Annotated in this window: 25 protein-coding genes; 4 read left to right on the top strand and 21 right to left on the bottom strand. The window is 57.9% G+C overall.

All coding sequences use genetic code 11. The features are described from left to right. Positions 1-25: 25 nt before the first annotated feature. On the bottom strand, positions 26-721 hold the full coding sequence (locus HMPREF9334_RS09465; RefSeq protein ID WP_039957502.1) for a Crp/Fnr family transcriptional regulator: 696 nt from the start codon (positions 719-721) through the stop codon (positions 26-28). A 166-nt stretch (positions 722-887) separates the two neighbouring features. Here HMPREF9334_RS09465 and HMPREF9334_RS09460 point away from each other — a divergent pair, with 166 nt between their 5' ends. The 3 genes from HMPREF9334_RS09460 to HMPREF9334_RS09450 are packed head-to-tail and all read left to right on the top strand — an operon-like array spanning position 888 to position 3875. After that, entirely contained in the window at positions 888-2252 is a 1365-nt protein-coding gene (locus HMPREF9334_RS09460) for an FAD-dependent oxidoreductase (RefSeq protein ID WP_006693247.1), read from the top strand. Positions 2253-2265: 13 nt separating this feature from the next. Next, positions 2266-2880 (top strand): hypothetical protein, encoded by a 615-nt coding sequence (locus HMPREF9334_RS09455; RefSeq protein WP_006693246.1) that lies wholly within the window; start codon positions 2266-2268, stop codon positions 2878-2880. Continuing rightward, a complete protein-coding gene (locus tag HMPREF9334_RS09450; RefSeq protein ID WP_006693245.1) occupies positions 2877-3875 on the top strand; it encodes an alpha/beta hydrolase in 999 nt (332 codons plus the stop codon). Before HMPREF9334_RS09455 ends, HMPREF9334_RS09450 begins: the two co-directional genes overlap by 4 nt. Positions 3876-3952: 77 nt before the next feature. Here the strand turns inward: HMPREF9334_RS09450 and HMPREF9334_RS09445 are convergent, their stop codons facing one another. The 19 genes from HMPREF9334_RS09445 to HMPREF9334_RS09355 all read right to left on the bottom strand — a co-directional run bounded on the left by HMPREF9334_RS09445 (position 3953) and on the right by HMPREF9334_RS09355 (position 22595). Beyond that, complete coding sequence (locus HMPREF9334_RS09445) at positions 3953-7588, bottom strand: autotransporter domain-containing protein (RefSeq protein ID WP_006693244.1); 3636 nt, start codon at positions 7586-7588, stop codon at positions 3953-3955. Between the two features lie 140 nt (positions 7589-7728). Then, positions 7729-9354 carry a peptide chain release factor 3 gene (locus HMPREF9334_RS09440; protein WP_006693243.1) on the bottom strand — a complete coding sequence of 542 codons (1626 nt, stop codon included), beginning with the start codon at positions 9352-9354 and terminating at the stop codon, positions 7729-7731. Positions 9355-9478: 124 nt separating this feature from the next. Next, positions 9479-10231: an exodeoxyribonuclease III gene (locus tag HMPREF9334_RS09435; protein WP_006693242.1), complete on the bottom strand. Its 753-nt coding sequence runs from the start codon at positions 10229-10231 to the stop codon at positions 9479-9481. A gap of 11 nt (positions 10232-10242) precedes the next feature. Next, positions 10243-10770, bottom strand: coding sequence for a signal peptidase I (gene lepB, locus HMPREF9334_RS09430; RefSeq protein WP_006693241.1), 528 nt, complete (start codon positions 10768-10770; stop codon positions 10243-10245). A 71-nt stretch (positions 10771-10841) separates the two neighbouring features. Beyond that, entirely contained in the window at positions 10842-11183 is a 342-nt protein-coding gene (rplS, locus tag HMPREF9334_RS09425) for a 50S ribosomal protein L19 (RefSeq protein WP_009754020.1), read from the bottom strand. A 118-nt stretch (positions 11184-11301) separates the two neighbouring features. Next, positions 11302-13098 carry a GGDEF domain-containing protein gene (locus tag HMPREF9334_RS09420; RefSeq protein WP_006693239.1) on the bottom strand — a complete coding sequence of 599 codons (1797 nt, stop codon included), beginning with the start codon at positions 13096-13098 and terminating at the stop codon, positions 11302-11304. Between the two features lie 57 nt (positions 13099-13155). After that, positions 13156-14241, bottom strand: a complete 1086-nt coding sequence (gene aroB, locus HMPREF9334_RS09415) for a 3-dehydroquinate synthase (protein ID WP_006693238.1) — start codon at positions 14239-14241, stop codon at positions 13156-13158. Position 14242: 1 nt separating this feature from the next. Further along, positions 14243-14764, bottom strand: a complete 522-nt coding sequence (locus HMPREF9334_RS09410; protein WP_006693237.1) for a shikimate kinase — start codon at positions 14762-14764, stop codon at positions 14243-14245. Continuing rightward, positions 14761-15930, bottom strand: coding sequence for a chorismate synthase (gene aroC, locus HMPREF9334_RS09405; protein WP_006693236.1), 1170 nt, complete (start codon positions 15928-15930; stop codon positions 14761-14763). Before aroC ends, HMPREF9334_RS09410 begins: the two co-directional genes overlap by 4 nt. A gap of 138 nt (positions 15931-16068) precedes the next feature. Continuing rightward, positions 16069-16644: a type 4a pilus biogenesis protein PilO gene (gene pilO, locus HMPREF9334_RS09400; protein WP_006693235.1), complete on the bottom strand. Its 576-nt coding sequence runs from the start codon at positions 16642-16644 to the stop codon at positions 16069-16071. 9 nt (positions 16645-16653) lie between these two features. After that, positions 16654-17829, bottom strand: a complete 1176-nt coding sequence (locus HMPREF9334_RS09395; protein WP_006693234.1) for a PilN domain-containing protein — start codon at positions 17827-17829, stop codon at positions 16654-16656. Further along, positions 17807-18271, bottom strand: a complete 465-nt coding sequence (locus HMPREF9334_RS09390) for a hypothetical protein (protein ID WP_006693233.1) — start codon at positions 18269-18271, stop codon at positions 17807-17809. Before HMPREF9334_RS09390 ends, HMPREF9334_RS09395 begins: the two co-directional genes overlap by 23 nt. Further along, on the bottom strand, positions 18261-18773 hold the full coding sequence (locus HMPREF9334_RS09385; protein ID WP_006693232.1) for a hypothetical protein: 513 nt from the start codon (positions 18771-18773) through the stop codon (positions 18261-18263). Before HMPREF9334_RS09385 ends, HMPREF9334_RS09390 begins: the two co-directional genes overlap by 11 nt. Then, on the bottom strand, positions 18754-19131 hold the full coding sequence (locus tag HMPREF9334_RS09380; RefSeq protein ID WP_006693231.1) for a hypothetical protein: 378 nt from the start codon (positions 19129-19131) through the stop codon (positions 18754-18756). Before HMPREF9334_RS09380 ends, HMPREF9334_RS09385 begins: the two co-directional genes overlap by 20 nt. After that, complete coding sequence (locus tag HMPREF9334_RS09375) at positions 19121-19642, bottom strand: pilus assembly FimT family protein (RefSeq protein ID WP_006693230.1); 522 nt, start codon at positions 19640-19642, stop codon at positions 19121-19123. Before HMPREF9334_RS09375 ends, HMPREF9334_RS09380 begins: the two co-directional genes overlap by 11 nt. Then, positions 19642-20211, bottom strand: a complete 570-nt coding sequence (locus HMPREF9334_RS09370) for a prepilin peptidase (protein ID WP_006693229.1) — start codon at positions 20209-20211, stop codon at positions 19642-19644. The genes HMPREF9334_RS09375 and HMPREF9334_RS09370 overlap by 1 nt, the downstream gene beginning before the upstream one ends. Positions 20212-20225: 14 nt before the next feature. Beyond that, the gene (locus HMPREF9334_RS09365; protein ID WP_245535261.1) at positions 20226-20567 is read right to left on the bottom strand and encodes a type II secretion system protein; all 342 of its coding nucleotides are present in this window, start codon (positions 20565-20567) and stop codon (positions 20226-20228) included. 61 nt (positions 20568-20628) lie between these two features. Next, positions 20629-22293 carry a biosynthetic-type acetolactate synthase large subunit gene (ilvB, locus tag HMPREF9334_RS09360; protein ID WP_006693227.1) on the bottom strand — a complete coding sequence of 555 codons (1665 nt, stop codon included), beginning with the start codon at positions 22291-22293 and terminating at the stop codon, positions 20629-20631. A gap of 59 nt (positions 22294-22352) precedes the next feature. After that, a complete protein-coding gene (locus HMPREF9334_RS09355; protein ID WP_211204854.1) occupies positions 22353-22595 on the bottom strand; it encodes a monoheme cytochrome c in 243 nt (80 codons plus the stop codon). Positions 22596-22844: 249 nt separating this feature from the next. On the opposite strand from HMPREF9334_RS09355, the gene HMPREF9334_RS09350 reads away from it, so the two are divergent. Further along, positions 22845-25004, top strand: coding sequence for a PTS sugar transporter subunit IIABC (locus tag HMPREF9334_RS09350; RefSeq protein WP_039957557.1), 2160 nt, complete (start codon positions 22845-22847; stop codon positions 25002-25004). 90 nt (positions 25005-25094) lie between these two features. Here the strand turns inward: HMPREF9334_RS09350 and HMPREF9334_RS09345 are convergent, their stop codons facing one another. Continuing rightward, positions 25095-25508: a rhodanese-like domain-containing protein gene (locus HMPREF9334_RS09345; RefSeq protein ID WP_006693224.1), complete on the bottom strand. Its 414-nt coding sequence runs from the start codon at positions 25506-25508 to the stop codon at positions 25095-25097. Positions 25509-25604: the final 96 nt, after the last annotated feature.

The following is a 25604-nucleotide window of genomic DNA, read 5'->3' as shown; positions in this document are numbered from 1 at the left end:
AGAGGCGGCAGTCCTTTATTTTACCCTAAACCGCTAAAAAATCCGGATTGAGCACGCGCAGGGTCCTGCGGTCGTAGTCGATGATTCCCTCGTCGCGCATATGACTCATCTCGCGGCTGAGTGCGCTGCGCTCCACGCCGAGATAGCGAGCGAGCTGCGTCTGGTTCAGCTCACGTACGGCGGTGCCGTCTCCCTCCACGGGGATCGCCTGCAGGTAGACACTGAGCTTTGCGCGGATGCTCTTTTGGCCCATGATGCGGATCTTATGCTGATAGAATATCCCCTTCTGCGAAATCCTGCGCAGCATATTCAGCGTAAACCGCCAGAGATGCGGATCGCTGCACGCGGTACGCTCATAGAGCTGTCGAAACTGCAGACGCAGGATCACCGTATCGCTGAGCGCCTTGACGAACATACGGCTCGCCGCGAGATTCGCCCCCTCCATCGTCTCGCCGAAACTCTTACCCGCCTCGAAGATATTCATGTCGATCTGGTCAGCGTTCTCGTTGAGGAACGACACTTCGATTTCCCCCACGAGGATGATGCCCGTCACAATCGGCGCACGTCCCATGCGCATGATGTCTGTGCCTGCCGCATAACGCTTCATCTCACCGCCGAGCGCATTTAGGAGTTCCGGCAGAGCATCCGCAGGGATGCCCTCGAACAGATCGTGCCGCAGCAGGAGTTCCGTGTGTGGTGCTAACATTTCATGCGTCAGCATAGTCCGCTCCTTTCCGTTGACAGAGAATAATTCTCTATCATTATAGGAGGAATCCACCGAATTGTAAATGAGACGCACATTTTTTCCACAATATTTCTCTTCATCAGCGTCAGAAAATGCTATAATGACAGCAGTCATACAACATTCAATAGAAATGGAGCATCCCATGCAGAACACATCATATCAAAATCTCATCATTGGCTTCGGCAAGGCGGGCAAGACGCTCGCGGGCTTCCTCGCGAAGAAAGGCGAGACGGTCGCCCTCGTCGAGCGGTCAAAGGAGCGTTACGGCGGCACCTGCATCAACGTCGCCTGCATCCCGTCGAAGTCGCTGGAGTATAGTGCGCGGCTCTCGGCAGCGGCGGGCGGCGATTTCGCAGCAAAAGCGGCGCGTTATCGTGCGGCGATTGCAGAGAAACGCCGCCTCACAGCGATGCTGCGCGAAAAGAACTACGCCAAGGTGACGGGCACGGGGGCTGTCGTCATTGACGGAGAGGCATCGTTTGTCGACGCGCATACCGTACGCATTGTCGGCGCAGACGGAGAGCAGACCGTCACGGCGGACCGCATCTTCATCAATACAGGTGCGCTGCCCTTCGTCCCGCCGATTGAGGGAGCGGCGGAGAGCACGCACGTCTACACGAGTGAGACGATGATGGAGCTGGACGAGCTGCCCGAAAAGCTCGTCATCATCGGCGGCGGCTATATCGGATTGGAGTTCGCATCGTACTACGCCAACTTTGGCTCATCCGTTGCCGTCGTGCAGGATGGCAATGCCTTCATCCCCCGCGAAGACACGGAGATCGCTGCACGCGTCCTACAGCACACAAATGATCGCGGCATCCATATCCTGATGGGGGCGAAGGTACAGCGCATCGAGGACGGCGCTGCGGGCGCAAATGTCGTCGTGCAGACGGCGGGCGGAGAGAAGCGGCTTGCAGCGAACGCCATCCTCATTGCAACGGGCCGCCGCCCGAACATCGAAGGGCTGAATCTTGCAGCGGCGGGCGTTGCTGTGACGGAGCGCGGTGCGGTTGCTGTCGACGAGCACCTGCGCACGAACGTACCGCACATATGGGCGATGGGCGATGTCGCGGGCGGACTGCAGTTCACCTACATCTCCCTCGACGATTTCCGTATTGTAAAGGATCAGCTTGCGGGCAGCGGAACACGCACAACAGCAAATCGCGGAGCCGTCCCCTACTCCGTCTTCCTCGATCCGCCCCTCTCGCGCGTCGGCATGACGGAGGCACAGGCAGAGGCAGCGGGCTTTGACGTACGTATCCTCCGCCTTGAAGTCGCCGCCATCCCGAAGGCGCAGGTCTACAAGAAGCCCGTCGGCATGCTCAAGGCAGTCGTTGATGCAAAGACGGACACAATCCTCGGTGCGCATTTCTTCTGTCCCGAGTCGCAGGAGATGATCAACCTCATGAAAATGGCAATCGACCACGGCATCACTGCTGCCGCGCTCGGATCTGCCATCTACACCCACCCGACCATGACCGAGGCACTGAACGATCTGTTCAGCTGAAAAGGAGACGACGATGACATTCGCGCACAAAGCGGTGCGGTACTGCTTCGCCGCCATATTCGTCCCTCTGCTCTTCCTCGGTGCGGAAGCTACGGCTGCCCCCGAGGCAGCACCCATGCAGCCAACAAGAATTGTCCCGTCCGAGCACACCGAAATCCGGCAGCTGACAATGGAGTTCCGCCACCCTGTCGCGGACGGCACACTCATGCGCATGATCTGGCAGATTGACGGTGTCGTCAAGGATGCATTCTCGGCGGAGGAAATCACAGAACGAGGGCTGAATCCGGATGCCCTCATCCCCTGTCTCGCCGAATTTGTGGCGAAGGAGTTCACAAACGGCCGCCGTCTTGACATCCGCGAGCGTTACATCCCGTGGACACCCGAGCTTGCGGCGCGCCTTCACGCAGTCATTGCCGCACGAGACCTCGCTGCCGAGAACGACTACGGCGCACGCGCGGAGACCGTGACGAATCCCGCCTACAACATCCTCATTGCCTATGCAGACGGACGCAGCCTCTATATCACCTCGGAAGGGCAGACGCTGAACGAACATGAGGAGAGCATCGAGGATGCTCTCCTCACATGGTGCGACGAAGCGTTCACCACCGCCGGGAAGCAAACGCCATGAACACATGGAAGCGATATATTGGCGGTGCCGCCCTTGTCCTTGGGCTTGCTGTCCTTCCGCACTGTGGATTTGGCGCAATATCCGCCGCCCCCGAGGTGCGCGGCATCGTCCTCACAGGCGAAGCGAAACAGGCGTACATCAAGACGCAGATGAATGCGCTCTACTACCCGCCCGCCGACAAAAAACCTGCGCCGTTCACAGCACCCGCGGGCTGGGCATATGAAAAGACCTCCATCGGAAACGTTCCGGTCGAGTGCCTTGCGCCGCCGAATCCAACCACCAAGAGGGTTGTGCTCCAACTCCACGGCGGTGCCTATATGAGTGGACTCACGGATCTTTACCGCACGTTTGCCGTGCGTCAGGCGGCGTATACGAACGCACGCGAGATCTACTGTGTGGACTACCGCCACGCGCCCGTGTACCGCTATCCTGCTGCACTTGAGGATGCGGCGACAGTCTATCAGGGACTCCTTGCGCACGGGACACGCCCCTCAGATATCATCATCTTTGGAGACTCTGCGGGCGGCAATCTCGCCGTAGCACTTGCTCTCCACCTGCGAGACAAGGGCTTTCCGCAGCCTGCGGCACTCATCCTCCTCTCGCCGTGGACGGACTTCGAGCACAAGGACGGCACATCACGCATGGAAAACTTTACAAAGGACAAAGTGCTCGGTGAGGGCACACCGTTTGCCCCCCACTTGCGCAAAACACCGCCGTATGCCGGCAGTCTCCCGCTCGACGATCCGCACCTTTCCCCGATTCACGCCGATCTCAGCGGACTGCCGCCAATGCTGATCCAGACAGGCGAATACGACCTCCTTCGAACAGAGGACGAAGTGCTTGCGGCAAAAGCGGCAGCGGACGGAACATCCGTAACATGCACCGTCTATCCCGAAATGCCCCATGTCTTCCCACTCGTTCTGCCGGAACTTGCGGAGAGTATCGCTGCATGCGAGGAGGTACGGGACTTCGTCAATCGATATATGCAGACATAGACAAAGAGAACGTGGGAGCCTCCTTTCGGGAAGCACCCACGTTCTCTTTGTTGTTGCTCAATTTTACTGCATTATTCTCAGAACGCCCACTTGACGGAGACACCGCCCGTGATGCCCTGACGCTTGCCTCGCCATCCATTGAGATTCAGGTCATAACTCATGCGGCTGTCCTGCGGCGCAAAGCGATAACCGAGTTCGAGCAGGGCACTGCCGCCCTTCAGCGAGGGGCTCGGTGCGCTGTCGCCCTGTGAGGTCGCGCGTGTGTCGCCGTCGAACTCATACTCCCATGCAAGCCCTGCGTAGAACTGGCTGAGTGCCGTCGCACCGTGCGTATAGCGCGTGCCGATGCGCAGACGATGCGAGTTCACCGCATTGAAGTCGAATGTCTCGCCCGAGCTGAGGTGTGCGCTCGTGCCCGCCGTATGTGCATACGCGTAGCGGACATACGCACCGATGGTATCGTTTTCACTCACATGGAAGTCTTTGCCAACGCCGACCTGCACGCCATAGTAGGTGCTCGTCGTGTCGTAGTTTGCAAGCCCTGTGTAGTCGCTCTTTGTCCTGCCGATGCGCAGCGAACCGTCAACCCAGTTGTGTGACTTTGTCTCGATCTTCGCCATCATGCCGGCACCAAGATAGTTTGTCTTGCCGCTGCCGTGCGTACCGTCATCGAGGTAGGAGTCATAGCTGCCGCGCCCGTACTCGATAAAGGGGCCAAAGGTGAGCGTGCCCACCTGCACCGCGTTCTCACGCGCCCAGCCGACACCGAGGTTCCAACCCTTCATATCGACATAGGAGCCGGTCTCATGGCGGAGTGAACCGCCGCCCATACCTGCCCAGATGCCATAGGGCGCACTGCCGCTCTGCACTGCAGCACGCGCCTCCTTCTTCGCCGCATCCATGCCAGGACCCGCCGTGAAGTCTGCGCCGTCGTTCAGGAACGCACTCGCGCCCGCACGCGTCTCGACGATGGACTTGGACTGCTCGTTCATGGTTACTTGTGCAACCCTTCCGATGAGCGTGTTCCCCTCTGACACAACATCAAACGTATAGTCGCGTGATATTCCATCCGTGCCCTGTACCGTCACATTTTCACCAAGCGATACTCTGCCGTTCGTGTTCTCCATGAGCGTAATCTGATCGCCCGGCGCGAACTTCTGCGCGGCACCGTCACGGTGAAAATCAATCTTCATCCCTACGAGATGCTTATCGCCGCCCACCGCCGTCAATTTCAGAAGGGTATGCGCACCGCGCGGAGGAGCGCTTTCCAGATCGAAATGGAGATTCTGGATTCCGTCAAAGTCACCGATCTCAGACGTACCCGTGCTGTAGTAGACCGCGAGCGTATTGCCTGTTCCATGCCCCGTACCGCCTGTGACCAGCCCCGTGACCTTTGCGTTGCGGAGACGGATGACGTTATCTCTCGTCACCGTGCCGCGTCCGCCCGTGACCGTTCCTGTGACGGTCACATCCTTAAGAGAGACAATGTTGTGCTCCGCCCTGCCTCCTGCGACATCTGTAAAGCCGCCATAAACATGGGTTACTACGGCATTGTCCTTAATCGTAACACTGTTCTTCGTACTGTCACCGCGCTTATCGGCGGGAGCCGTCGAGCCTGTCCCCGTCGTCCAGCCGCCGTACACATTTGTGTGCGTGCCGCTGTCGATCGTGATCGCGTTCCCCGTCGTCGTGTTACCCGCACGCGAGCGTCCGCCCCACGTATCTGTGCCAAGGGTCGTTGCCGCCCGTGCATCCTTGATCATATATCCGTATCGAACAATGTCGGTTTTCCGTCCGGCAGTCTCGATCACGTCGATATTCGTTTCCCGCGTACCGTCCACACTCAGCGTGGACTTGACCTTGCCCGTATAATTCATGAGTGTCAAGCCGTGCTCGTTATGTACAAGCGTGATGGGGTTCTCCGTCGCTGCGAAATCAGCTTGGATCGCGTCAAGGTCGAAGTGCGCCCCTGCCTGTGTCAGCGTCAGTTTGGAAGACGCGTTCTTGAAAGCGACTGTCGAGAAATTCTCAATCCTGCCAACCGTCGCAGCCGTGTTGACATTCAGCGTATTGCCCGTGGCAGTTCTGTTTCCACCATAAAGCTCCACGATTGTTGTAGCGGGTGCAAGCGGATGTGCCCCGTCTCCGAGATTAACCGTATTATCGTGCGTCGTTCCATTCACCACGTCCGTAAAACCGCCGTAGACCGTACCGATTGTGCCGCCCGTGATCGTGACAGTGTTCTTCGTGCTGTTGCCGCGCCGCTCTGCCGCAGCCGTCGAGCCTGTACCCGTCGTCCAACCGCCGTAAACATTCGTGTGCGAGCCGCTGTCGATCGTGATCGCGTTCTCCGTCGTCGTGTTGCCGATCGTGGAGCGTCCGCCCCATGTGTCCGTTCCTTCGGATTCAGCGACTGTTGCGCCCTTGAAGATCAACCGCGTATAGTCGAGTTTCTTCTCCGTGCTGTCCAGACGGAGCGTCATCTCTGCGGTATCGCCGGTGACGGTCGCGGACGTTACACCGTCCTTGATTTTGATTTTGCCGCGTTCCTTCTCAATCAGCGTCCCCGACTTCATCTGCGGTGATCCATAGACCCCAATGTCGTTCAGACTCGCTATCTTCAAATCCATCGACTTACGCAGGGTGAGTTTTGGCTGAATCGCTTCCTTGAAATAGAAATTGAGCTTCTCGAAGCCGCCGACAGAGTCCGCCTCTGCACGTGTCTTGACATTGAGCGTATTTCCGGACGAAGTCGCGCCGTATCTTCCACGCGCCACCCAGACAAATTTAGAAACATTCACCGGCGCAGCATGTTCCCCGTCGCCGAGGTTGACCACGTTATCCGTCAGCACACTTTTACTGTTGTCGGAAAATGCGGCATATACCTCGCCCTCGATTTCGCCGCCCGCAATGGTGACAATATTCCCCGTCAGCGTCCCTTTGCCGCGCACAAAGCCGCCAATGATGTCCTTCTGAATGATTCCACCATTGATCGTAACGCGATTCCCCGCTGCCGTACCCGTGGAATTGCTTTTTTCAATTGCGCCGCCATAGACCGCGTCCTTGACCGTTCCGCCGTTGATCGTAACCGTATTTTCCGTCACATTGCCCGTCGATTTGGCTTCGTCGATGACACCGCCCTTGATCTTGCCGTCAATCGTCCCTCCATTGACAACAACCTCATTCTTGTGAACGTTCCCGCGTGCCTTTGCCTTTTTGGAATATCCGCCGTAGATATGCGATGTCGTACCACTGTGAACTGTGACAGAATTTCCCTCTGCGCTCCCCGTCTCGCTGTTGACAAGTCCGCCCGCCATCCACACACCGATCTCGCCCGAACGAAATACGAGCTTGTTGTGGTTTGCGTTGCCGCCGTTCTGTGCAGCACCGCCATACCCCAGCAGGACTTTGGAGTTCACGACCGTCAGTGTATTTCGTTCCGCATTTCCCGTACCGAGCGCAGCACCGCCATAGACAGCGTTGTGCTCATAATCATAGTCCTGGATGGTGAGCGTATTCCCCGACGCATCTGCACCGTCTGTTCCAACGCCGCCCGCCGCTCCTGTGGTGAGCGGCCGCGGTACATTTTTTACCGGCGGATGTGAGGGATTGATTGTCACATCTGCTGCATAAGTATACGGTGCAAATGCACCGCCGACCAGTGCCATCGCGGCAAAAAATGCCAGTTTTTTAGATTTGTTCCCCTTGAACAACGAACCATCCTCCTAGATTCCTTAACAGTGATTCTCGTGTTTTAGGACAATACTACCATATTTTCCACAAAAAAGAAATATTATTTCAAAAAAATAGGACATCATGTTGCAAAGAGCGATGTCCTTCTTATTATTTTCAATCATGCCTCTCTGCGGTCGAACGGTACTTGCCCAAGCTGCAGATCGGGGTTGTTCTCGCGAATCCAGCCGAGCGCCCACTCGTTGCTGACGAGAAGAACGGGGTTGCCGTTGCGGTCATGGACGAACATGCCGCGATCCGCACCGCGCAGATCGGCAGGTGTGATTGTGCGCCCGTCGGGAAACGCAAGCCAGCGCGCCGTCTCGAACGGCTGCATCTGCATGGTGATCTCCGTATTGTACTCGTTCTTCAGACGGTACTCGAGCACCTCGAACTGGAGCGTGCCGACGGTGCCGACGATGTAGCTGTCAAGACCCGCGCCGACCTGCTCGAAGAGCTGGATTGCACCCTCCTGCGTGAGCTGCTCGATGCCCTTGACGAACTGCTTGCGCTTCATCGTGTCCTTCGCCGCAACGCGTGCAAAACGCTCGGGCGGGAACACGGGGAAGTCCTCGAACTTGAACTTGCGTGCGGGGTCGCAGAGCGTATCCCCGATGCCGAACACACCGGGATCAAAGAGTCCGACGATGTCGCCGGGATACGCCGTGTCGATGATCTGGCGATCCTGCGCGAGGAACTGCTGCGGCTGAGCGAGCTTGATGAGCTTGCCCGAGGGCGCGTGCCAGACGCTCATGTTGCGGTCGAACTTGCCCGACGAGATGCGGATGAACGCGAGACGGTCGCGATGCGCGGGGTTCATATTCGCTTGGATCTTGAACACAAAGCCCGAGAACTGCTCGTCATCGGGTTCGATCATGCCCGCCGAGGACATGCGCGGCGCAGGTGTCGGCGCGAGACGGATGTACTCCTCAAGGAAGTTCTGCACGCCGAAGTTCGTCATCGCCGAGCCAAAGAACATCGGCGTGAGCTCGCCCGCATCCACCGCTGCACGGTCGAACTCCTCGCCCGCGTCGCGCAGCAGCTCGATGTCGTCCGCGAGCGCGGCGGCGACTTCCGCTCCGACGCGCTCCTTCCACGCGGGATCGTCCATTGCGAACACCTCGGAGACACGCGTCTCCTGCCCATGCGTCACATCCTCGGCAAAGAGCTCGATGCGGTTCTTCTCGCGGTCATACACGCCGCGATAGGTACCATCCGTACCGATCGGCCAGTTCATCGGATAGGAGCGAATGCCCAGAACATTTTCGAGCTCATCCATCAAATCGAGCGGTGCCTTGCCGAAGCGGTCGAGCTTATTGACAAAGGTAAAGATGGGGATGCCGCGCTGACGGCAGACGCGGAACAGCTTGCGCGTCTGCGCCTCGACGCCCTTCGCCGCATCGATGATCATGACGGCGCTGTCCACCGCCATCAGCGTGCGGTAGGTATCTTCGCTAAAGTCCTGATGCCCCGGCGTATCGAGAATGTTGATGCGATAGCCGTCGTAGTCGAACTGCAGGACGGAGGACGTGACGGAGATGCCGCGCTGCTTTTCGATCTCCATCCAGTCCGAGACGGCGTGACGCTGGGTCTTGCGCGACTTGATCGAGCCGGCGAGGTGAATCGCCCCGCCGTAGAGGAGCAATTTCTCGGTCAGTGTCGTCTTGCCCGCGTCCGGATGTGAGATGATGGCAAAGGTGCGGCGCTTTTCGATTTCACGCGCGAGTTCTTCTTTCAGTGATGCCATAAATTTCCTTACAATACAATCGTTCGGTAATCATAGGGCTGCACGACACGCAGCCTATCTTTTTGCCCCTTCCACCGCTTCGCGGTCCCCCTTCCCCGCAAGCGGGGCAGGCTTTGGAGGACGATTATTTCAACGTCAATGATACGGGGCAGTGATCGCTCCCGAATACATCTGCATGGATCTCTGCCGCGGCGATACGCTCACGCAGCTCCTCCGAGACGAGGAAGTAGTCAATGCGCCACCCCGCGTTCGTCTCGCGCGCATGGCGCAGATACGACCACCATGTATACGCGCCCGTCACATCGGGATAGAGCGCACGGAAGGTATCGACAAAGCCCGCATTCAGCAGCTCCGTAAATTTCCCGCGCTCCTCGTCCGTAAAGCCCGCATTGCGGCGGTTGCTCTTCGGGTTCTTGAGGTCGATCTCCGTGTGCGCGACGTTGAGGTCGCCGCAGACAACGACAGGCTTTTTCGCACGCAGGTCAAGCAAAAATGCGCGGAACGCATCCTCCCAGACCATACGGTAGTCGAGGCGTGCGAGCGCGTTCTTCGAGTTCGGCGTGTAGACGGTGACGAGGTACACATCCGCAAACTCCATCGTGATGACACGTCCTTCGTGGTCGTGCTCCGGGGTGCCAATCCCGTAGTTCACCGAGAGCGGCCTTATACGCGTGAAGATCGCCGTGCCGGAGTAGCCCTTTTTCTCCGCACTGTAAAAATACTGCTCATAGCCGGGCAGATCGAGGATCGCCTGCCCCTCCTGCATCTTTGTCTCCTGCAGGCAGAAGGCATCGGCATCGAGTTCCTTGAAAGACTCCATGAAGCCCTTTTTGAGAGCTGCACGCAACCCGTTGACGTTCCATGATACAAAACGCATAGTGTCCTCCATCAGAGCGTCTTATACTGTGAAATCGGCCAGAATACGAGGATTGCCTTTCCCTTGATGAGATCGTACGGCACAAAGCCGACATCGGCAAAGCGGCTGTCCTCGGAGTTGTTGCGGTTGTCACCCATGACGAAAATGCGCCCCTCGGGCACGGTCGACTTTGGGTACTCGCTGCGCGTCTTTTCGAGGATGTAGTCCTCCGTGAGCAGCTGATCGTTGACGAGCACGCGCCCCTCGCGGATCTCAATCGTATCGCCCGGTGTCGCGATCACACGCTTGATGAAGTCACGGCTCGGGTCGCGCGGATACTGAAAGACGAGGACTTCGCCCTTCTCCGGCGGACGGAAGCGGTAGATGAATTTATTGACGACGAGACGCTCCTCCGACTCGAGCGTCGGGCGCATCGACGGCCCGTCGACGACGTAAAGCTCCACGATAAAGGTGCGAATAAACATAGCAAGTGCGACGGCGACAACGATGGATACAATCCAGTCCTTGAGCTCCGACGCGGTTGACGTTTCTTTTTCCATAAAAACCTCCTCTCATACGACGAATACAGCAAAAATAGGGACTGCCGCAGCAGTCCCTATCCATCGTACAGTTAGCGCTTTTCCCGAATGCGAGCCGCCTTGCCCGTGAGTCCGCGCAGATAGTAGAGCTTCGCACGGCGAACGATACCGCGGCGCGTCACCTCGATCTTTGCGATGCGCGGGGAGTGCACGGGGAAGAGACGCTCGACACCGACACCCGACGCGATGCGGCGCACGGTGAAGGTCTCGCGGACGCCCGTGCCCTGACGCGCAATGACAACACCCTCGAACACCTGAATGCGCTCGCGCGTGCCCTCGACGATACGCGCATGGACGCGAACCGTGTCCCCCGGTGCAAACTGCGGGATGTCGGAGCGGAGCTGCTCCTTCTCAAGAACCTCGATGATATTCATTGTGTTTTCCTCCTTCGCTTGGATGTTCATAGCCGGCTCATGCCGTCCAGCGGACCATCCACACACATACCCAGTGACTATAGCATAAGATGACGCTTCGCGCAAGAAAAATTTTTTGTCAGCGATCTCGGATCTCCTGCGTACGCACCTCGGTTGGAACGCTGTCCGACGACTTTTCCTTTTTCTTTGGGCGACGCGGCGGCATGTGCGCCTTCCAGTCGGGCTCGCAGGTGATACGGTTGCGCCCGTTCTCCTTCGACTGATAGAGCGCAGTATCCGCACGTTTTACCATGTGGGCTGCCGTATCCTCGGACGTACCGTACCAGACGGCAACGCCGCCGCTGCACGTCACCTGGTCCGACGGGTGGATGCGCGCCTCAGAGACCGCCTCGCGAATCGTATTCGCAAACGCCGTCGCCTCCGCACCGTCATAGTGGAGGCAGAGCAGGATAAACTCCTCGCCGCCCCAGCGGATGAGGATGTGGCGGCGGTCGAGGAAGCCGCTGATCGTCTGCGCGAAGCCCACGAGCACCACATCGCCGACATCGTGTCCGTAAGTATCATTGATATGTTTGAAGTGATCGATATCGAGCATGATGAGCGCGAACGGCTCCTTGATTTCGAGTGAAATCCGCATGAAGTCACGCGTCGCTGCGGGGAATTTGTTGCGGTTGAACGCGCCCGTAAGCGGATCGACCTCCATCCGCCGCGTCACGACACTGACCTCGTTCTCAAGGCTCTCGGAGAGCTCTGCAAGATAGCGTTCATGCTCCGCTCGTTCCAGAATCAACTGGACGATGAAGAAACCGACCGTATAAATACCGAATGGAACAAAGTAGGTGTGCCACGCAAATACACGATACTGGATTGACAGTCCATCGACCACAGCAAGTGCCGAAAGCGTTCCAAATGCGATAAGAATCGGCCGACACCGCTTGTTTCCACGCCGATGACAGCCCCACAGCCAGTATCCCGTTATGATGCCGTAGATGCCAAGTGCAAGATAGTAGAAGAACCGCATGAGATAGAGCCCGTTCTGACCGAGGACTTCAAGCACAACGGCAACGCCGAAAATGGCGGCATAAACTGCAGTTGCCTGCAGAACCTTCTTTTTATAATCGTCATCAATGATACCGTAGATCAGAAGATTCGCCGCAACGGGAATAAGATAGGAGGAGATAAGCTCCAGATACCACCAAAAGATGGGCCAGTCCGCCCAGAGAAGCACGAGATTCGAGGAGCTGAACATCCAGACGAAAAAGGCAAGCAGAACGACGATCAGACGGAAGTATACATCCCTAAGATCCTTCTCCGTAAAGAAGTAAACACCGAGCAGTATGATAAAGATCGCGAGAGCCGTAATACCGCTCACATACGGGAAGTCGTAGATAAAGACATCCTCGATCTGATAGGCGGCGCGGTCCAGTCGGACACGGTCAAACTGCCCGAGCACCCAGATGTTGTCTGAATACACCTGCATATAGAGCTGCCGCCCAACCGCCCATGCAGGCAGCTCAACAAGATGCCACTTGCGGCCATAGGAGAAATTATGGTGATCGAGATCGCCGTAGCGATAAATGGATACACCGTCCAAAAAGATCTGAACTGCCTGGTCCGTCGTGGAGAAAAAGAGGCTCTCATCGACTCCTGTATCCGGCGGGATGTAAACACGTACCCATACACACCGCGTCCCCTCGGGAACCGCAACACCGAACTGCGGATTGAACCTGCGCCATGTTCCCTCCTCCTTTGGGAATGCAGGAACTGTTCGCGCCGCTTTTTCATCTACATAAGGCCCAGAGGGCTGCCAATACTCCCACGCGAGTGATGAGGTCTCAGCCGATGCCGCATGTCCTATGCACAACAGCAGTGCAAAGAAAACGATCTGCAACAACGTGCATAATCGCTGCTTCATCCTCCGATCACCTCCCTTATCTGTTATTCGTTGCGAAATAAAGTAAACTTAAATATTTTAGGATGATAGTCCTAGTAAAATTTTACGGATGACCGCCTCTGGCACATCATCATGAATGGAAACACGTCCAATGCCCTCCGCGAGCACCCAATGAATGCGTCCACCGACGGTTTTTTTATCATGGAAAAGATCCGCATACATCGCGTCCGCTGTTACTCCCCCTGCGGTCAAGGGCAGCTCCATCGCACGGATCAGTTCGCTGATACGCACGCGGTCATCCTCCGCGAGAAGTCCCATCTGCACACTGATCGCGGCTGCACCCGCCATGCCGATTGCAACTGCCTCGCCATGCCGGTATCGCACATACCCCGTCTCCTTTTCAACCGCATGGGCAATGGTATGCCCGAAATTCAGGATACGGCGAAGCCCGCCCTCACGCTCGTCCTGCCGCACGACATTCGCCTTGATCTCACAGGAGCGGGCAATGATATGGGTCGCTCCTGTGGGTTCAAGGGCGAGCACATCCGCGCAGTGTTCCTCAAGCCATGCGAAAAAATCCGCATCGTAGATGATGCCATACTTGATAATCTCACCAAGCCCCGAAAAAATCTCACGTCTGGGCAGTGTCCGCAGCAGATCGAGATCCATAAAGACCGCGTCGGGCTGATAGAACGCACCGATGAGGTTCTTGCCGAGCGGATGATTGACAGCGACCTTGCCGCCGACGCTCGAATCCACCTGCGCAAGAAGGCTCGTCGGCATCTGGAGAAAGGGCACACCGCGCATATAGGTTGCCGCAACAAAGCCTGTGAGATCTCCGACCACGCCGCCGCCGAGTGCGATGATCGGCGACTGGCGATCAAGCCCCAGCTCGATGGCACTCGTAAAGAGATCATTTGCCTGCGCGAGGCTCTTCGATGGCTCGCCTGCAGGAATCGTAACGATCTCCGTATGCACGCCCGCGTCGGTGAAGAGCGCGGCGATACGGTCCGCACAAAGCGGGCCGACGTTCGTATCCGTCACGATCATACCATGCGCAGAGTATCCTGCCGTGCGGACGAACGAAATAATTTCATTGTCAATGCCGCTGCCGATCACAATCGGATAGCTGCGTGCCCCGAGCTCGACCATTACCTTGCGCATCTTATTTTCTCCAAATTCGCGTTGCCTGTACGATGTACTCCGCCACCTCAAGCGGTGCACGCCCGCTCGTGTCCACCGTGATGTCGGCGCTCTCGTAAAGGTGACGGCGTTCCTCAAGAAGCCGCTCGACTGCCGCACGGCGGTCTCCCGCATCGGCACTGTCGAGAACGGGCCGCGCTCCACGCACCCGCGTCCGCTGCAGGATGGTATCCGCATCGGCAGTCAGTGCCACGAGAACACCATTTTTCCGCAGCAGCGCCACATTCTCCGCATCCTTGACCGTACCGCCGCCTGTAGCAATAACGATGTTTGTACGCGCCGCTGCCGCGCGTACGGCTTCCTTTTCGCGTGCGCGAAAATACGGCTCTCCATGCTCCTTGAATATCACGGGAATGGGCATGCCGCAGTGCTCCTCGATCTTCCTGTCGAGATCGTGAAAGGCGCATCCCAGCCGCGTGGCAAGCAACCGACCGACACTCGTCTTGCCCGTGCCCATAAAGCCGATCAATACAACATTTTTCATGCGCGCCCCCACACGCTCTCCAGACGTGCGTGATAGGCAGCGATCGAAGAGCGAAGGTCGGTCATGGAGTCCGCATGGAACTGCGTGCAGATCGCATCGGCAAGGACGAAGGAGACCATCGCCTCGCCGACCACGGAGGCGGCAGGTACGGCGCAGGTGTCGCTGCGCTCCTTGCTCGCCAACACTTCCGCACCCGTCGCAAGGTCTACTGTCTTCAGAGGGGTCATCAGTGTCGGGATGGGCTTCATCGCCGCGCGCACGACAAGGGGCTCACCGTTCGTCATGCCGCCCTCAAGACCTCCCGCGCGGTTGGTCGCACGATACGGACGGCCGTCGACCCCCATATAGATCTCATCGTGGATTGCGATCCCCGGCAGATGTGCACATACAAAGCCCGCACCGATCTCCACACCCTTGATCGCCTGAATGGACATCACCGCGCCCGCAATTTTTCCGTCAAGGCGCGCATCCCACTGCGTATGTGAGCCGAGCCCGATCGGAAGCCCGCGCACAACGATCTCAAACACGCCGCCAAGGGTATCCCCCGCCGCCTTTGCCTCATCGATACGCGCCTTCATCTGCTCTGCTGCCACAGAGTCGCACACGTTCAGATCGTCGCTGTTTGTCACACCGATATCCGCATCGCGGACCGCCGCGCGGTCAATACGCATGCCGCCGATCTCCGTCACATGGGAGACAATGGTCACACCAACGGCGGCAAGCAGCTGACGACAGATCGCACCGACGGCAACGCGCATCGTGGTCTCGCGTGCACTCGAACGCTCAAGGATATCGCGTGCATCATGGCGATCATACTTCAGCACGCCCGTGAGATCCGCGTGCCCCGGACGGACGGCAGTGACCGGCTCTCCCGTCGGTGCTCCAAAGGGATTCATACGCTCCGTCCAGTTTGCAAAGTCGCGGTTCACCACCTGTAAGGTGATCGGCGACCCCAGTGTCTCGCCAAAGCGCAGCCCCGAGAGCACCTCCACGTGGTCGGTCTCAATCTTCATGCGACCGCCACGACCATATCCCTTCTGGCGACGCGCCAGCTGTGCATCAATCTCCGCACGTGAAATACGCAGCCCCGCCGGCATTCCGTCGAGAATTGCCGTCAGTGCCGCGCCATGTGACTCCCCCGCCGTAACAAACCGCAGCTGGCTCATTCTAATTCCTCCCTGCGGGACATTCATATCTTGGGAAGCACCATCCCTGTCAGCGTTTCCCTTGTCCCCATCATAAATAAATTCGATACAACGGCGGTTTTTCCTGCAAAGCACTTACGGAAGCACTGATAGGCCCTCTCATCTTGGCGCATCGTTCACTGACCCCTCTCCGTTCTCCCGCGGCCGTTCTGTGTATGCCGCAATTTTGAGCTGAAACACGCAATCGAGTTCATCGCCCTCACTCTTCATTGAAAAATCGCCGAACACTACACCACGCGGCATCTCCTGCACGGCATGAAGAAAGGAAAGGACGTCGAAATACCGCCCACGAAAGCGAAGTTCCATCGGATGCACAAGGAGACCTTCGCGCTCATCGTCTTTCTGGGGGGAAATACCCTCAATCACCACGCCGTTCGCCTGTGCCAAATGCTCCACCATATGAATGAACACCCCCTGCCTGTGTTCCTCGGGCAGTGCATCCGCGACACGGGCCTGACGTGCTCCCAGTTTTTCCAGTGTCCGCGCATCATCCAGCAGGAGACGCTGATAATCATCCATCCGTGCACACAGACGCTTTGCCGCCGCACGCTCGGCAAGTACAGCCTCACGGTCTGCACCAAGGTACGGTGCGAGCACGAGCATATATAAGAGGAGAAGAGCAAGTGCCCAGATCAGCGCAAGCTCGATGCGCTGCCGCTCGGAAAATCGTTCCATCGCCGCCTCCTACCACCGACTGCGCAGGACAAAGAGGACCTGCTCCGACATGCCGTCCACTGTCTGTTCCTGTCCCGCATGTTCAAGCGTTGTCTCCACGGAGAAAAAGGCATCCTCTTCCAACGCGCCGATCAGGGTGGAAAGCGCGGCATAGTCCGCCGCCTCGCCCTCGATACGAACATTCTGCGCATCTGCATGAAGCCCCGTGAGCCGAACCCCGTCCACCGCCGTACTGCCGAGGTGAATGAGCAGCGCACGGACAGGCAGCGATTCACTCAAAAATGCGGACAAAAGCCGCTCACGCTCAGCGAGGTCAACGCGCAGCGCAGAAAACTCCGCCATACGCGCACGTTCCGACGCGCGGAGCGCAAGCTCTTCCGCAGCTTGATCGCGAGCCCTCCGTTCCGCCAGATTGGCGGCAACATCCGCCGCGGTACAGCCGAGGAAGATCGCCGTTGCAAGTACGGCAATCCACAGCGCAGCCTGCGCACGCAAGCGACCAAAAAACTGTCGCTCCCCCGTCCAATACAGATGCACAGGCGTATCCGCGCGCAGGAGCAGTCCCGCATAGATCGCAGGAAGGAGGTCGTCTGGCTCTGCCGCTGCACTCTCCCACGGCATACACGGCTCATGTGCCGCCTCGATCGACTCCGCAAGCACACCACCGTTCGGCGGACAGACAGTCAGCCGGCGCAGATGCAGGCCCGCTGCGGCAAACGCAGAAAAATACGTCCGAATGTGCGCTGCATCCACCTGAGCTGTCCAGTATTGCTGTGGCACGGTTCCCTTGCGTGCCATACAGCAAAGAGCGATATCCTGCGCCTCATCCGTCGCACTCTCAGCGTGCAGCGACCAGAGAAGTGCCTCGCGCAGCTCCTCGCCCGTAAGCAGGACAGGCAGCTCCCGCTCCGCAATCTCTGCCTCCGCCTCCGGAAGCGCAAGCCCGAGCGGCAGTTTTTCCCACCCCGCACGCAGGAGTTCTGCACGTACATACGCGGCGAATGCCACCGCATCTGAGAGATCCGCGTCATCCGTTTTCACCACACGGGATTCCGCAACAGACCATCGCCCCTCTGCGTCCTCTGCCGCACTCAGATGAACGAGTACGAGCCCCTGCGCCGATGGGTAAATCCCCACCGCCGCGCGCACTGTCCACGGCAGTCTAAAACCAACGCCGCCAGACATAGCGATCCCCCTTCTTCTCCATCCGCGCACGGACAATCTTCGCCCGCACCCAATCCTCGCCGTCGGGAATGCGCGGCTTGCCCACATCGACAGCTGCCGCAACCACATTGATCGCACCCACGGGTGCTGTATCCGGCGGGTTCTCGATAAAAATACGCAGTGTGATGTTCTCCGCCATCGGGACTGTACCCACAGACACTTCCCTGTGTTCTCCCTTGGCGGGCGGCGCACCGTAGGCATCCGCATTTGCCTCAAGTGCTGCAGCAACAGTCTCCACGCCGCTCTCGGCGGCAAGACGCAGCTGCATCTCGCGCTCGTACTCGGAGGCAATGCCCGCGCTGCCGCGCATGAACTGCGCCGCTGCAAACGCGAGGAGGAGAATCGCCGTCAGCACACAGAGCCCGATGGCAGAGACCGTGCCGCGCTCATCGTTATGTACCACCCATATCCTCCCGCAGATAGACACTTGTCTTCAGCATGTACGTGCGCCCGGTCACCATACTACGCCCCGTCATCTCGATGTGATAGAGGCACGAGGCGTGCGCATCGGACTTGACAGAAAACGATGTGATATGAACACCTGCACCCGAGAAGGCTCCCGTAATGGGGTACGTTGCATAGTTGAACACAAGATTTCCGTTGCTGACCCAATACCGATCCAGCGGCTCACGATCCCATGTCCGCTGGCGCATTTCATACACACCGCGCTGTCGCTCCCGAATGCGCTCGGAGAGCAGCGCCGACTCCACAATGCGCGCGGCGGCAATCTGCATTTCCTGCTGCAGCTCCGCGTCGGCAATCTCCTGTCGGTAACTGCGGAAACTCCACATGACGGCGAAGGCGAGGAACGTCAAAAGGAGCGCGAGGATGGGCAGACTGACAGCAATCTCCGTCAGTACAAACCCGCTTTCCCCGCAGCACCGTCTAGGGATTCGTCCGACCATGCTGACGCAGCCTCCGCACATATTCCACATCTTCCTCGCGCCCCAACACCTGCCACGAAAGCCGCAGGTGCACATCGTAAAAAATCTCTGCACGCGTGACTGAGGTTTCGATCTGATAGGTGCGGTTATTCGTGCGGACTTCGGTCACACCGCTGCGCGGTGGCTGGCCCTGATCCAATGCCGCCTCCCATACGGAAAGCTGCTCACGCGCAAGGAACGCTGCCTCCATGCGTGCCGCGGCGTGCTCCTGGACAAGTGCCGTCCGCATGAAAATGCCGATAGCAGCAGCGACGGTGAGAACAATGAAGGTGAGCAGCACCGCCTCCATGAGCACCCATCCTGCTGCATCATTCCTCATCCGCCACATTTCCTCCGCCCCTCTGCAGACGAATACGAGCCCCCCGATCGATCACAACGCGCACGTCATCCTCCTCATACCCCGGAACGTAGATGCGGATCGTCATATTGTGACTTTTCCAGTGATCCGCAATCGCGCCGTTGCGGTTGAACTCTACGACCGTATTTTTCAGCGTCTCCTGCTCAAAACGCACGAGCGGCAGCGGACGATGAACGCGCACATCATCGCCAAAGGGGCGGCGAAGCACATAACCGTCGGCACGAATGCGCAAACGTGGAACGCGCTCCCATGACGGCCGCCCCTCCAACACGTAGAGCGGCATTGCCGTCGTTCGGCTGAGCGCCTGCACGCGGCGGAGCTCCCCAACGAGATGCATCGCCTCGTACTCCGTCGCTCCGCGTGCATAGAACGAGAGGGCCACAGGAACGGCCACTGCAAGTACCGTACTGATGATGGAGAGCGCAATGAGCACATTTATGAGTGCCATGCCCTGCGCACCAGGATACCGCATCAGATACGCCCCCAATAGAGCTGCCAGAGCTGCGTGCCTGCCACAAACGCGACATAGCCGCCGACCGCGAGAAAGGGGCCGAACGGAATCCCGTCACGCCGCCTTCTACGCCGCGTGATGAGGAGGACTGTCGCCGTGATGCCGCCAAGCATAAACGCGATCCAGACAGCGACCACAGCTGCCTCCCATCCGAGCCATACCCCGAGCCCCGCGGCGAGTTTCACATCACCGCCGCCAAGTCCGCCGCGTGCGGCGATATACAGGCAATAAAATAAGACGCCGCAAAGCGTCCCACCAATCACCGCATTTGCCACAGACGTTAAAGCGCCCATCAGGGAAAATGCAAGTCCCACCACTGCAAACGGCATCGTAATCACATCGTAGAGCAGGCCATCGCGCAGATCAAGATACGAAAGCCATAGGAGTATCGCAGTAAATACACCGCCGCACAGACTGCGTACACTCAGACCGTCACCAGAGAGAATACCGCATACCGCGAGCAGCCACAGCACAGAAAGCAGGCACAGCGGCCGCCCTGCGGGAAAAAGCATCCGCGCTTCCTCCTGCATATTGTGCGCCTCCCTTACTTTGCCGTCTGCTGTGAACGAAACTCCTCCGCCGTCTTACCGCCGCACGTCGCACGGTAGACATTGTTCTTATTCTCGATCTGATACGTCTTGCCTTCCATGGAGATATCCTGATCCCCGACGCGCACATTGCCCGAAGGCGGCTTGAGATTTTTGAGATCCGTCACATAGTCTGCCAGATCATCAAGGTTTTTTGGACTCTGCCCCTTCGCCGTCTGATAAAGCACAATCGCCGTGTCAAGGGCCGTGAGATCTGCCTGTACCTTCACCGCATTCGCTGTACTGATCGCCGTCTGAAAGCGCGGCACGGCGATCGCAAGGATCACCGCGAGGATCATCACCGCAAGCAGTGTCGAGAGCAGAGAAAATCCCCGCTCGGCGTGTCGCACAGACGCATGGTTACTTAAAGTCGACAAACTCATCAATGCGCGCACCGCCCTTCGCCATCGGCTCTACAAAACTGCGCCACACATCCATCACGATGACACGCGGATGCGTCCGATCCTCCAGGGCGCTCTTAAGCGCCGCCGCAAACTCTTCCTGCGTTGACACACTGACCGCCTGGATACCAAAGCTCTCCGCATACTTCACATAGTCCATCTCGTGATCGAGCTCACAAGCAATGTATCGCTCATCATAGAGCACCTTCTGCAGCTGGCGGATCATGCCGAGACTGCGGTTGTTCGCGATGATTGAGATCACAGGAAGGCCGAGACGTGCAATCGTATAGAACTCATTGCCCGTCATCTTGATGCTGCCGTCGCCCGTGATGTGAATCACACGTCGCTGATCCCCCCAAGCGAGCTGTGCACCCATCGCAGCAGGAAGGCCGTAGCCCATCGTTCCAAGACCGCCCGAAGTCAGCCACGTCCGCGGCTCCTCCACGCGCAGATGGAGTGCCGCCCACATCTGATGCTGCCCCACATCCGTCACATAGGCGTACGCCTTGCCCGTCGTACTCTGCGCTACCTGATGCAGAGCCCATGGCACGGTCAGCCGACCGATGTGATAATCGTAGTCATATTCCTCCTGCCACGTGCGGATCTGCTCCCACCACCCCGCGAGATCACTCTTCGGGAGCTGCCGCATAAGAAGCTCCAGAATCGTACGCATATCCCCCGCGAGACCGAGGCTGTTTTCGATGTTCTTATCAATCTCAGCGGGGTCAATATCAATGTGAATGAACTTGCGGTTCGCCGTATACTTGCTGAGATTGCCCGTCTGACGGTCGGCAAAACGGCTGCCGATCGCAATCACGAGATCCGCCGCACCGATGGCATAGTTCGCCGCCTTCTCCCCGTGCATCCCCGCAAAACCAAGCATCTGCGGATGTGTGCTTGGCACAGCACCCATGCCCATGAGCGTGTGCACCACCGGCAAATGATATTTCTCAATGAACGCCGTAACCTCCGCCGACGTTCCCGCCGAGATCACGCCGCCGCCCACAATCACGAGCGGGTGCTCGGCGGCGACAATCTCCGCCGCCGCCTCTGCCGCACAGATCATAAAATCCGCGTCGGGCTTGCCGGGTGTACGTACCTCCGGCTTCTCGGCGACGTAGGAGACCTCCTCGAAGAAGAGATTGCGTGGCACATCAAGGAGCACAGGCCCCGGCCGGCCGCTGCGTGCGAGCGCAAACGCCTCGCGGATCGTCGGCACGAGATCCGCCGCATTTTTGATCTTATAGTTGTGCTTCGTGACAGGCATCGTTACATCGAGGATATCCGTCTCCTGAAAGGCATCACGCCCGAGCATGGCGATGTCCACCTGCCCTGTGATTGCGACCATGGGAATCGAGTCCATGTACGCCGTTGCAAGCCCCGTCACAAGATTCGTCGCACCTGGTCCCGACGTTGCGATGCAGACTCCGACGCGCCCCGTTGCACGCGCATAGCCATCCGCCGCATGTGCGGCATTCTGCTCATGCGTCACGAGAATCTGGCGTATTTCCTTCTGTGCATAGAGAGCATCATAAAGCGGCAAAATCATCCCGCCCGGGTAGCCGAACAAGGTATCAACGCCCTGCTCGCGCAGACACGCCAGAACCGCCTCCGCACCTCTCATACACGCACTCCTCAATTTCACGAAACAATGATAGAAATATTATAGCATACGTGAGACAACTATAGCAAGCTGTGCGTTTTGCCAATTTCCCGAATTTTTTCAACCGACATCTCAGAGATGCGTGCAATCATCTCAAGCGGCAGTTTTTCCTTCAGCATATTGAGGACAGCAGAGATACGCCCCTGCTCAAGTCCTTGCTCAAGACCGTCCTCAAATACAGCTTCGCGAAACAGCTTCTCATCCCACTCAACCCCGACCATATTCATCACCTCGCGTTCATGTGCCTTCAAAAAGTCTTTCATCATATCATGGGCTATGACAGTGAAACACTCCCACAAAATATTTTCGCTGTTGTCGTTCTTCTCAAAATCATCCCTTTACACTCTCGCTCCATCTACGGTATAATTATCATGTATGATCTTATAGATTCCGCAGTTCATCAGCGAAACACCAGCATAGTTTTCACGATCTTTTCGGTGTTTTTCCATGTATCGCCCAAAGGGGAGGCTGTACGGATGGAGATGAATGCGGAGGGGGAAAGGGGTTACGTTATGAAAGATGAAATCTTTGGTGTGCTCCAACGCGTCGGGCGCAGCTTTATGCTGCCGGTCGCGATTCTGCCGATTGCGGGCATTCTGCTCGGCATCGGCGCGTCGTTCACGAATCCGACGACGATTGAGACTTACGGGCTCGGCGGCATCCTCGGTACGGGCACGGCACTGAACGCGCTGCTCACGATCATGGCGAGCGCCGGCAGCACGATCTTCGGCAATCTGCCGATCATCTTCGCGGTTGGTGTCGCCATCGGCATGGCAAAGGCGGAGAAGGAGGTCGCGGCACTCTCGGCGATGATCGCATTCTTCGTCATGCACACCGCCTGCAACGCGATGCTGAAGCTCGGCGGTCAGATCCTGCCGGACGGCTCAATCGCACCGACGGTCCTCGAAGGAACGATCGCCGCATCCTGCGGTATCATGTCGTTCCAGATGGGTGTGTTCGGCGGCATCATCGTCGGCATCGGCGTCGCATGGCTGCACAACAAGTATCACAAAATCGTTCTGCCGAACGCGCTCTCCTTCTTCGGCGGCTCGCGCTTTGTCCCGATCATCTCCACGATTGTCTTCCTCGGTGTCGGCATCGCGATGTACTTCCTCTGGCCGCTCGCCCAGCAGGGCATCTTTGCCCTCGGCAGCCTCGTCACAGGCACGGGCTATATCGGTACGCTGATCTTCGGTATCATCAAGCGTGCGCTCATCCCCTTCGGTCTGCACCACGTATTCTACCTGCCGTTCTGGCAGACCGGAGTCGGCGGCTCGATGATGATCGACGGACAGCTCATCCAGGGCGGTCAGAACATCTTCTTCGCACAGCTTGCCTCACCGAACGTCGCACATTTCAGTGCAGACGCGACGCGGTACTTCTCGGGTGAGTTCATCTTTATGATCTTCGGTCTGCCGGGCGCGGCACTCGCCATGTACCACTGCGCACGCCCCGAAAAGAAGAAGGTCGCGGGCGGCCTGCTTCTCTCGGCGGCACTCACCTGTATGCTCACGGGCATCACGGAACCGATTGAGTTCTCGTTCCTCTTCGTTGCACCCGCGCTCTTCGCGGTGCAGGTCGCACTTGCGGGTGCGGCGTACATGATTGCACACATGCTGAACATCGCCGTGGGGCTTACGTTCTCCGGCGGTCTCCTCGATTTCTTCATCTTCGGTATTTTGCAGGGTGAGGCAAAAACGAACTGGATGTATGTCATCCCTGTCGGTGTGATCTACTTCTTCCTCTACTACTTCATCTTCCGCTGGATGATTCAGCACTTCGGCTTCAAGACACCGGGCCGTGAGGACGATGACGAGGAGACGAAGCTCTATACAAAGGCGGACTACAAGGCACGCGAGGGCGCGGTCGGCTCGAACAGCGGTGCATCGGGTGACGCAAAGAGCGCGGCGATTGCACGCGGCCTCGGCAGCAAACGCAACATCACGTCCGTGGACTGCTGCGCAACGCGTCTGCGCTGCTCGGTCGCAGATTCCTCTCTTGTAAATGAAAAACTGCTCAAGGCGACGGGCGCGGTCGGCGTGATCGTGAAGGGCACGGGCGTACAGGTCATCTACGGTCCGCAGGTCGCCGTCATCAAGTCAAACCTCGAAACCTATCTTGAGACAGCACCCGAGGTCGAGCCGGAGGATGATGCGCCTGCCGCAGCCCCCGTCGAGGGACATTCCGCCGCCGCAGAAGCACCGGCAGCGGCTTCCACAAGCGAAAAGCGCACGCTCTGCAGCCCCGTCACAGGCACAGTACATCCGATCACGGAGGCACCTGACGAGGCGTTTGCGAGCAAGATGATGGGTGACGGCTTCTTCATCTACCCGAGCAAAGGTGAGGTGTTTGCACCCGCCGACGGCGAGGTAGTCTTTGTCTTTGACACGAAGCACGCCATCGGCATGAAGAGCGCGGACGGCATGGAGTATCTGCTCCACATCGGTGTAGATACGGTCGCGCTCGGAGGACATGGGTTCAAGGTCTTTGTCGAATCGGGACAGCAGGTGAAGAAAGGCGACAAGCTCATGGAGTTCGACATCGACTACATTCGTGAGAATGCAAAGTCCGATGCCTGTCTCGTGATCTTCACGGGTCTGCCCGAGGGCACGAGTATCGAGATGACCGCCACGGGCGAGGTCAGCGCACTCGATCCGGTCGCAAAGGTCTAAGCGAAACAATATCCCCTAACACAGAAAAGAACGCCGCTCCCAAGTGTTGGGAACGGCGTTCTTTGCGTATGTGAAAAATGATATGTGGGATTACTTCACGATATCTCCGTGCCAGTTGTTGATGCCGCCCATCTCGACGATGTTCGTATAGCCAAGTCCTGCGAGCTTCTCCGACGCCTGTACGCTGCGTGCGCCGCTGCGGCAGTAGACGAAGATCTTCTGATTTTTATCGGGCAGCTCCTTCGGCGCTGCTCCCCCGATGGATTCATTCGGGATATTGATCGCGTTCGGTATATGCCCGTCAGCGTATTCCTTCGCCGTCCGCACATCGACAATCAGATATCCCTGCTCCGCCGCCATCATCTTTGCTGCCTCATCGGAACTTACACGCTGAAACGTCCCTGCGGCGGACTTCGGTGCGGCCGTCTGCGGCTGTGCACTTCCGCATCCGCAAATTCCAAGTGTCAGTACACTCAGACAAAGAACCATAACGAATTTACTCATAACAATACCTCACAATCAAGGAATCGCTGATAAAATGAAGTCTGTCAGATTGGTGTAGATTTTTTGTCCTATCCAGGAGACAAACCGGATGCATAG

Source organism: Centipeda infelix ATCC 43532, assembly GCF_000234095.1.
Lineage (GTDB): Bacteria > Bacillota > Negativicutes > Selenomonadales > Selenomonadaceae > Centipeda > Centipeda infelix.
The sequence above is the reverse complement of the archived record's forward strand: the minus strand, read 5'-3'. Positions and strand labels throughout refer to the sequence as shown.

What these genes read in the sequence shown, in the direction of transcription:
- lepB (WP_006693241.1), bottom strand. Translation starts at nt 10,770, where the DNA reads ATGGAAAAAGAAACGTCAACCGCGTCGGAGCTCAAGGACTGGATTGTA.
- HMPREF9334_RS09380 (WP_006693231.1), bottom strand. Translation starts at nt 19,131, where the DNA reads ATGAGGAATGATGCAGCAGGATGGGTGCTCATGGAGGCGGTGCTGCTC.
- HMPREF9334_RS09370 (WP_006693229.1), bottom strand. Translation starts at nt 20,211, where the DNA reads ATGCAGGAGGAAGCGCGGATGCTTTTTCCCGCAGGGCGGCCGCTGTGC.
- HMPREF9334_RS09385 (WP_006693232.1), bottom strand. Translation starts at nt 18,773, where the DNA reads ATGGTCGGACGAATCCCTAGACGGTGCTGCGGGGAAAGCGGGTTTGTA.
- HMPREF9334_RS09420 (WP_006693239.1), bottom strand. Translation starts at nt 13,098, where the DNA reads ATGAAGCAGCGATTATGCACGTTGTTGCAGATCGTTTTCTTTGCACTG.
- HMPREF9334_RS09365 (WP_245535261.1), bottom strand. Translation starts at nt 20,567, where the DNA reads ATGATCCTCGCGGTGATCCTTGCGATCGCCGTGCCGCGCTTTCAGACG.
- HMPREF9334_RS09410 (WP_006693237.1), bottom strand. Translation starts at nt 14,764, where the DNA reads ATGAAAAATGTTGTATTGATCGGCTTTATGGGCACGGGCAAGACGAGT.
- HMPREF9334_RS09465 (WP_039957502.1), bottom strand. Translation starts at nt 721, where the DNA reads ATGCTGACGCATGAAATGTTAGCACCACACACGGAACTCCTGCTGCGG.
- HMPREF9334_RS09440 (WP_006693243.1), bottom strand. Translation starts at nt 9,354, where the DNA reads ATGGCATCACTGAAAGAAGAACTCGCGCGTGAAATCGAAAAGCGCCGC.
- aroB (WP_006693238.1), bottom strand. Translation starts at nt 14,241, where the DNA reads ATGCGCAAGGTAATGGTCGAGCTCGGGGCACGCAGCTATCCGATTGTG.
- aroC (WP_006693236.1), bottom strand. Translation starts at nt 15,930, where the DNA reads ATGAGCCAGCTGCGGTTTGTTACGGCGGGGGAGTCACATGGCGCGGCA.
- pilO (WP_006693235.1), bottom strand. Translation starts at nt 16,644, where the DNA reads ATGGAACGATTTTCCGAGCGGCAGCGCATCGAGCTTGCGCTGATCTGG.
- HMPREF9334_RS09450 (WP_006693245.1), top strand. Translation starts at nt 2,877, where the DNA reads ATGAACACATGGAAGCGATATATTGGCGGTGCCGCCCTTGTCCTTGGG.
- HMPREF9334_RS09355 (WP_211204854.1), bottom strand. Translation starts at nt 22,595, where the DNA reads ATGAAAGACTTTTTGAAGGCACATGAACGCGAGGTGATGAATATGGTC.
- ilvB (WP_006693227.1), bottom strand. Translation starts at nt 22,293, where the DNA reads ATGAGAGGTGCGGAGGCGGTTCTGGCGTGTCTGCGCGAGCAGGGCGTT.
- HMPREF9334_RS09375 (WP_006693230.1), bottom strand. Translation starts at nt 19,642, where the DNA reads ATGCGGTATCCTGGTGCGCAGGGCATGGCACTCATAAATGTGCTCATT.
- HMPREF9334_RS09395 (WP_006693234.1), bottom strand. Translation starts at nt 17,829, where the DNA reads ATGTCTGGCGGCGTTGGTTTTAGACTGCCGTGGACAGTGCGCGCGGCG.
- HMPREF9334_RS09455 (WP_006693246.1), top strand. Translation starts at nt 2,266, where the DNA reads ATGACATTCGCGCACAAAGCGGTGCGGTACTGCTTCGCCGCCATATTC.
- rplS (WP_009754020.1), bottom strand. Translation starts at nt 11,183, where the DNA reads ATGAATATCATCGAGGTTCTTGAGAAGGAGCAGCTCCGCTCCGACATC.
- HMPREF9334_RS09435 (WP_006693242.1), bottom strand. Translation starts at nt 10,231, where the DNA reads ATGCGTTTTGTATCATGGAACGTCAACGGGTTGCGTGCAGCTCTCAAA.
- HMPREF9334_RS09460 (WP_006693247.1), top strand. Translation starts at nt 888, where the DNA reads ATGCAGAACACATCATATCAAAATCTCATCATTGGCTTCGGCAAGGCG.
- HMPREF9334_RS09345 (WP_006693224.1), bottom strand. Translation starts at nt 25,508, where the DNA reads ATGAGTAAATTCGTTATGGTTCTTTGTCTGAGTGTACTGACACTTGGA.
- HMPREF9334_RS09350 (WP_039957557.1), top strand. Translation starts at nt 22,845, where the DNA reads ATGAAAGATGAAATCTTTGGTGTGCTCCAACGCGTCGGGCGCAGCTTT.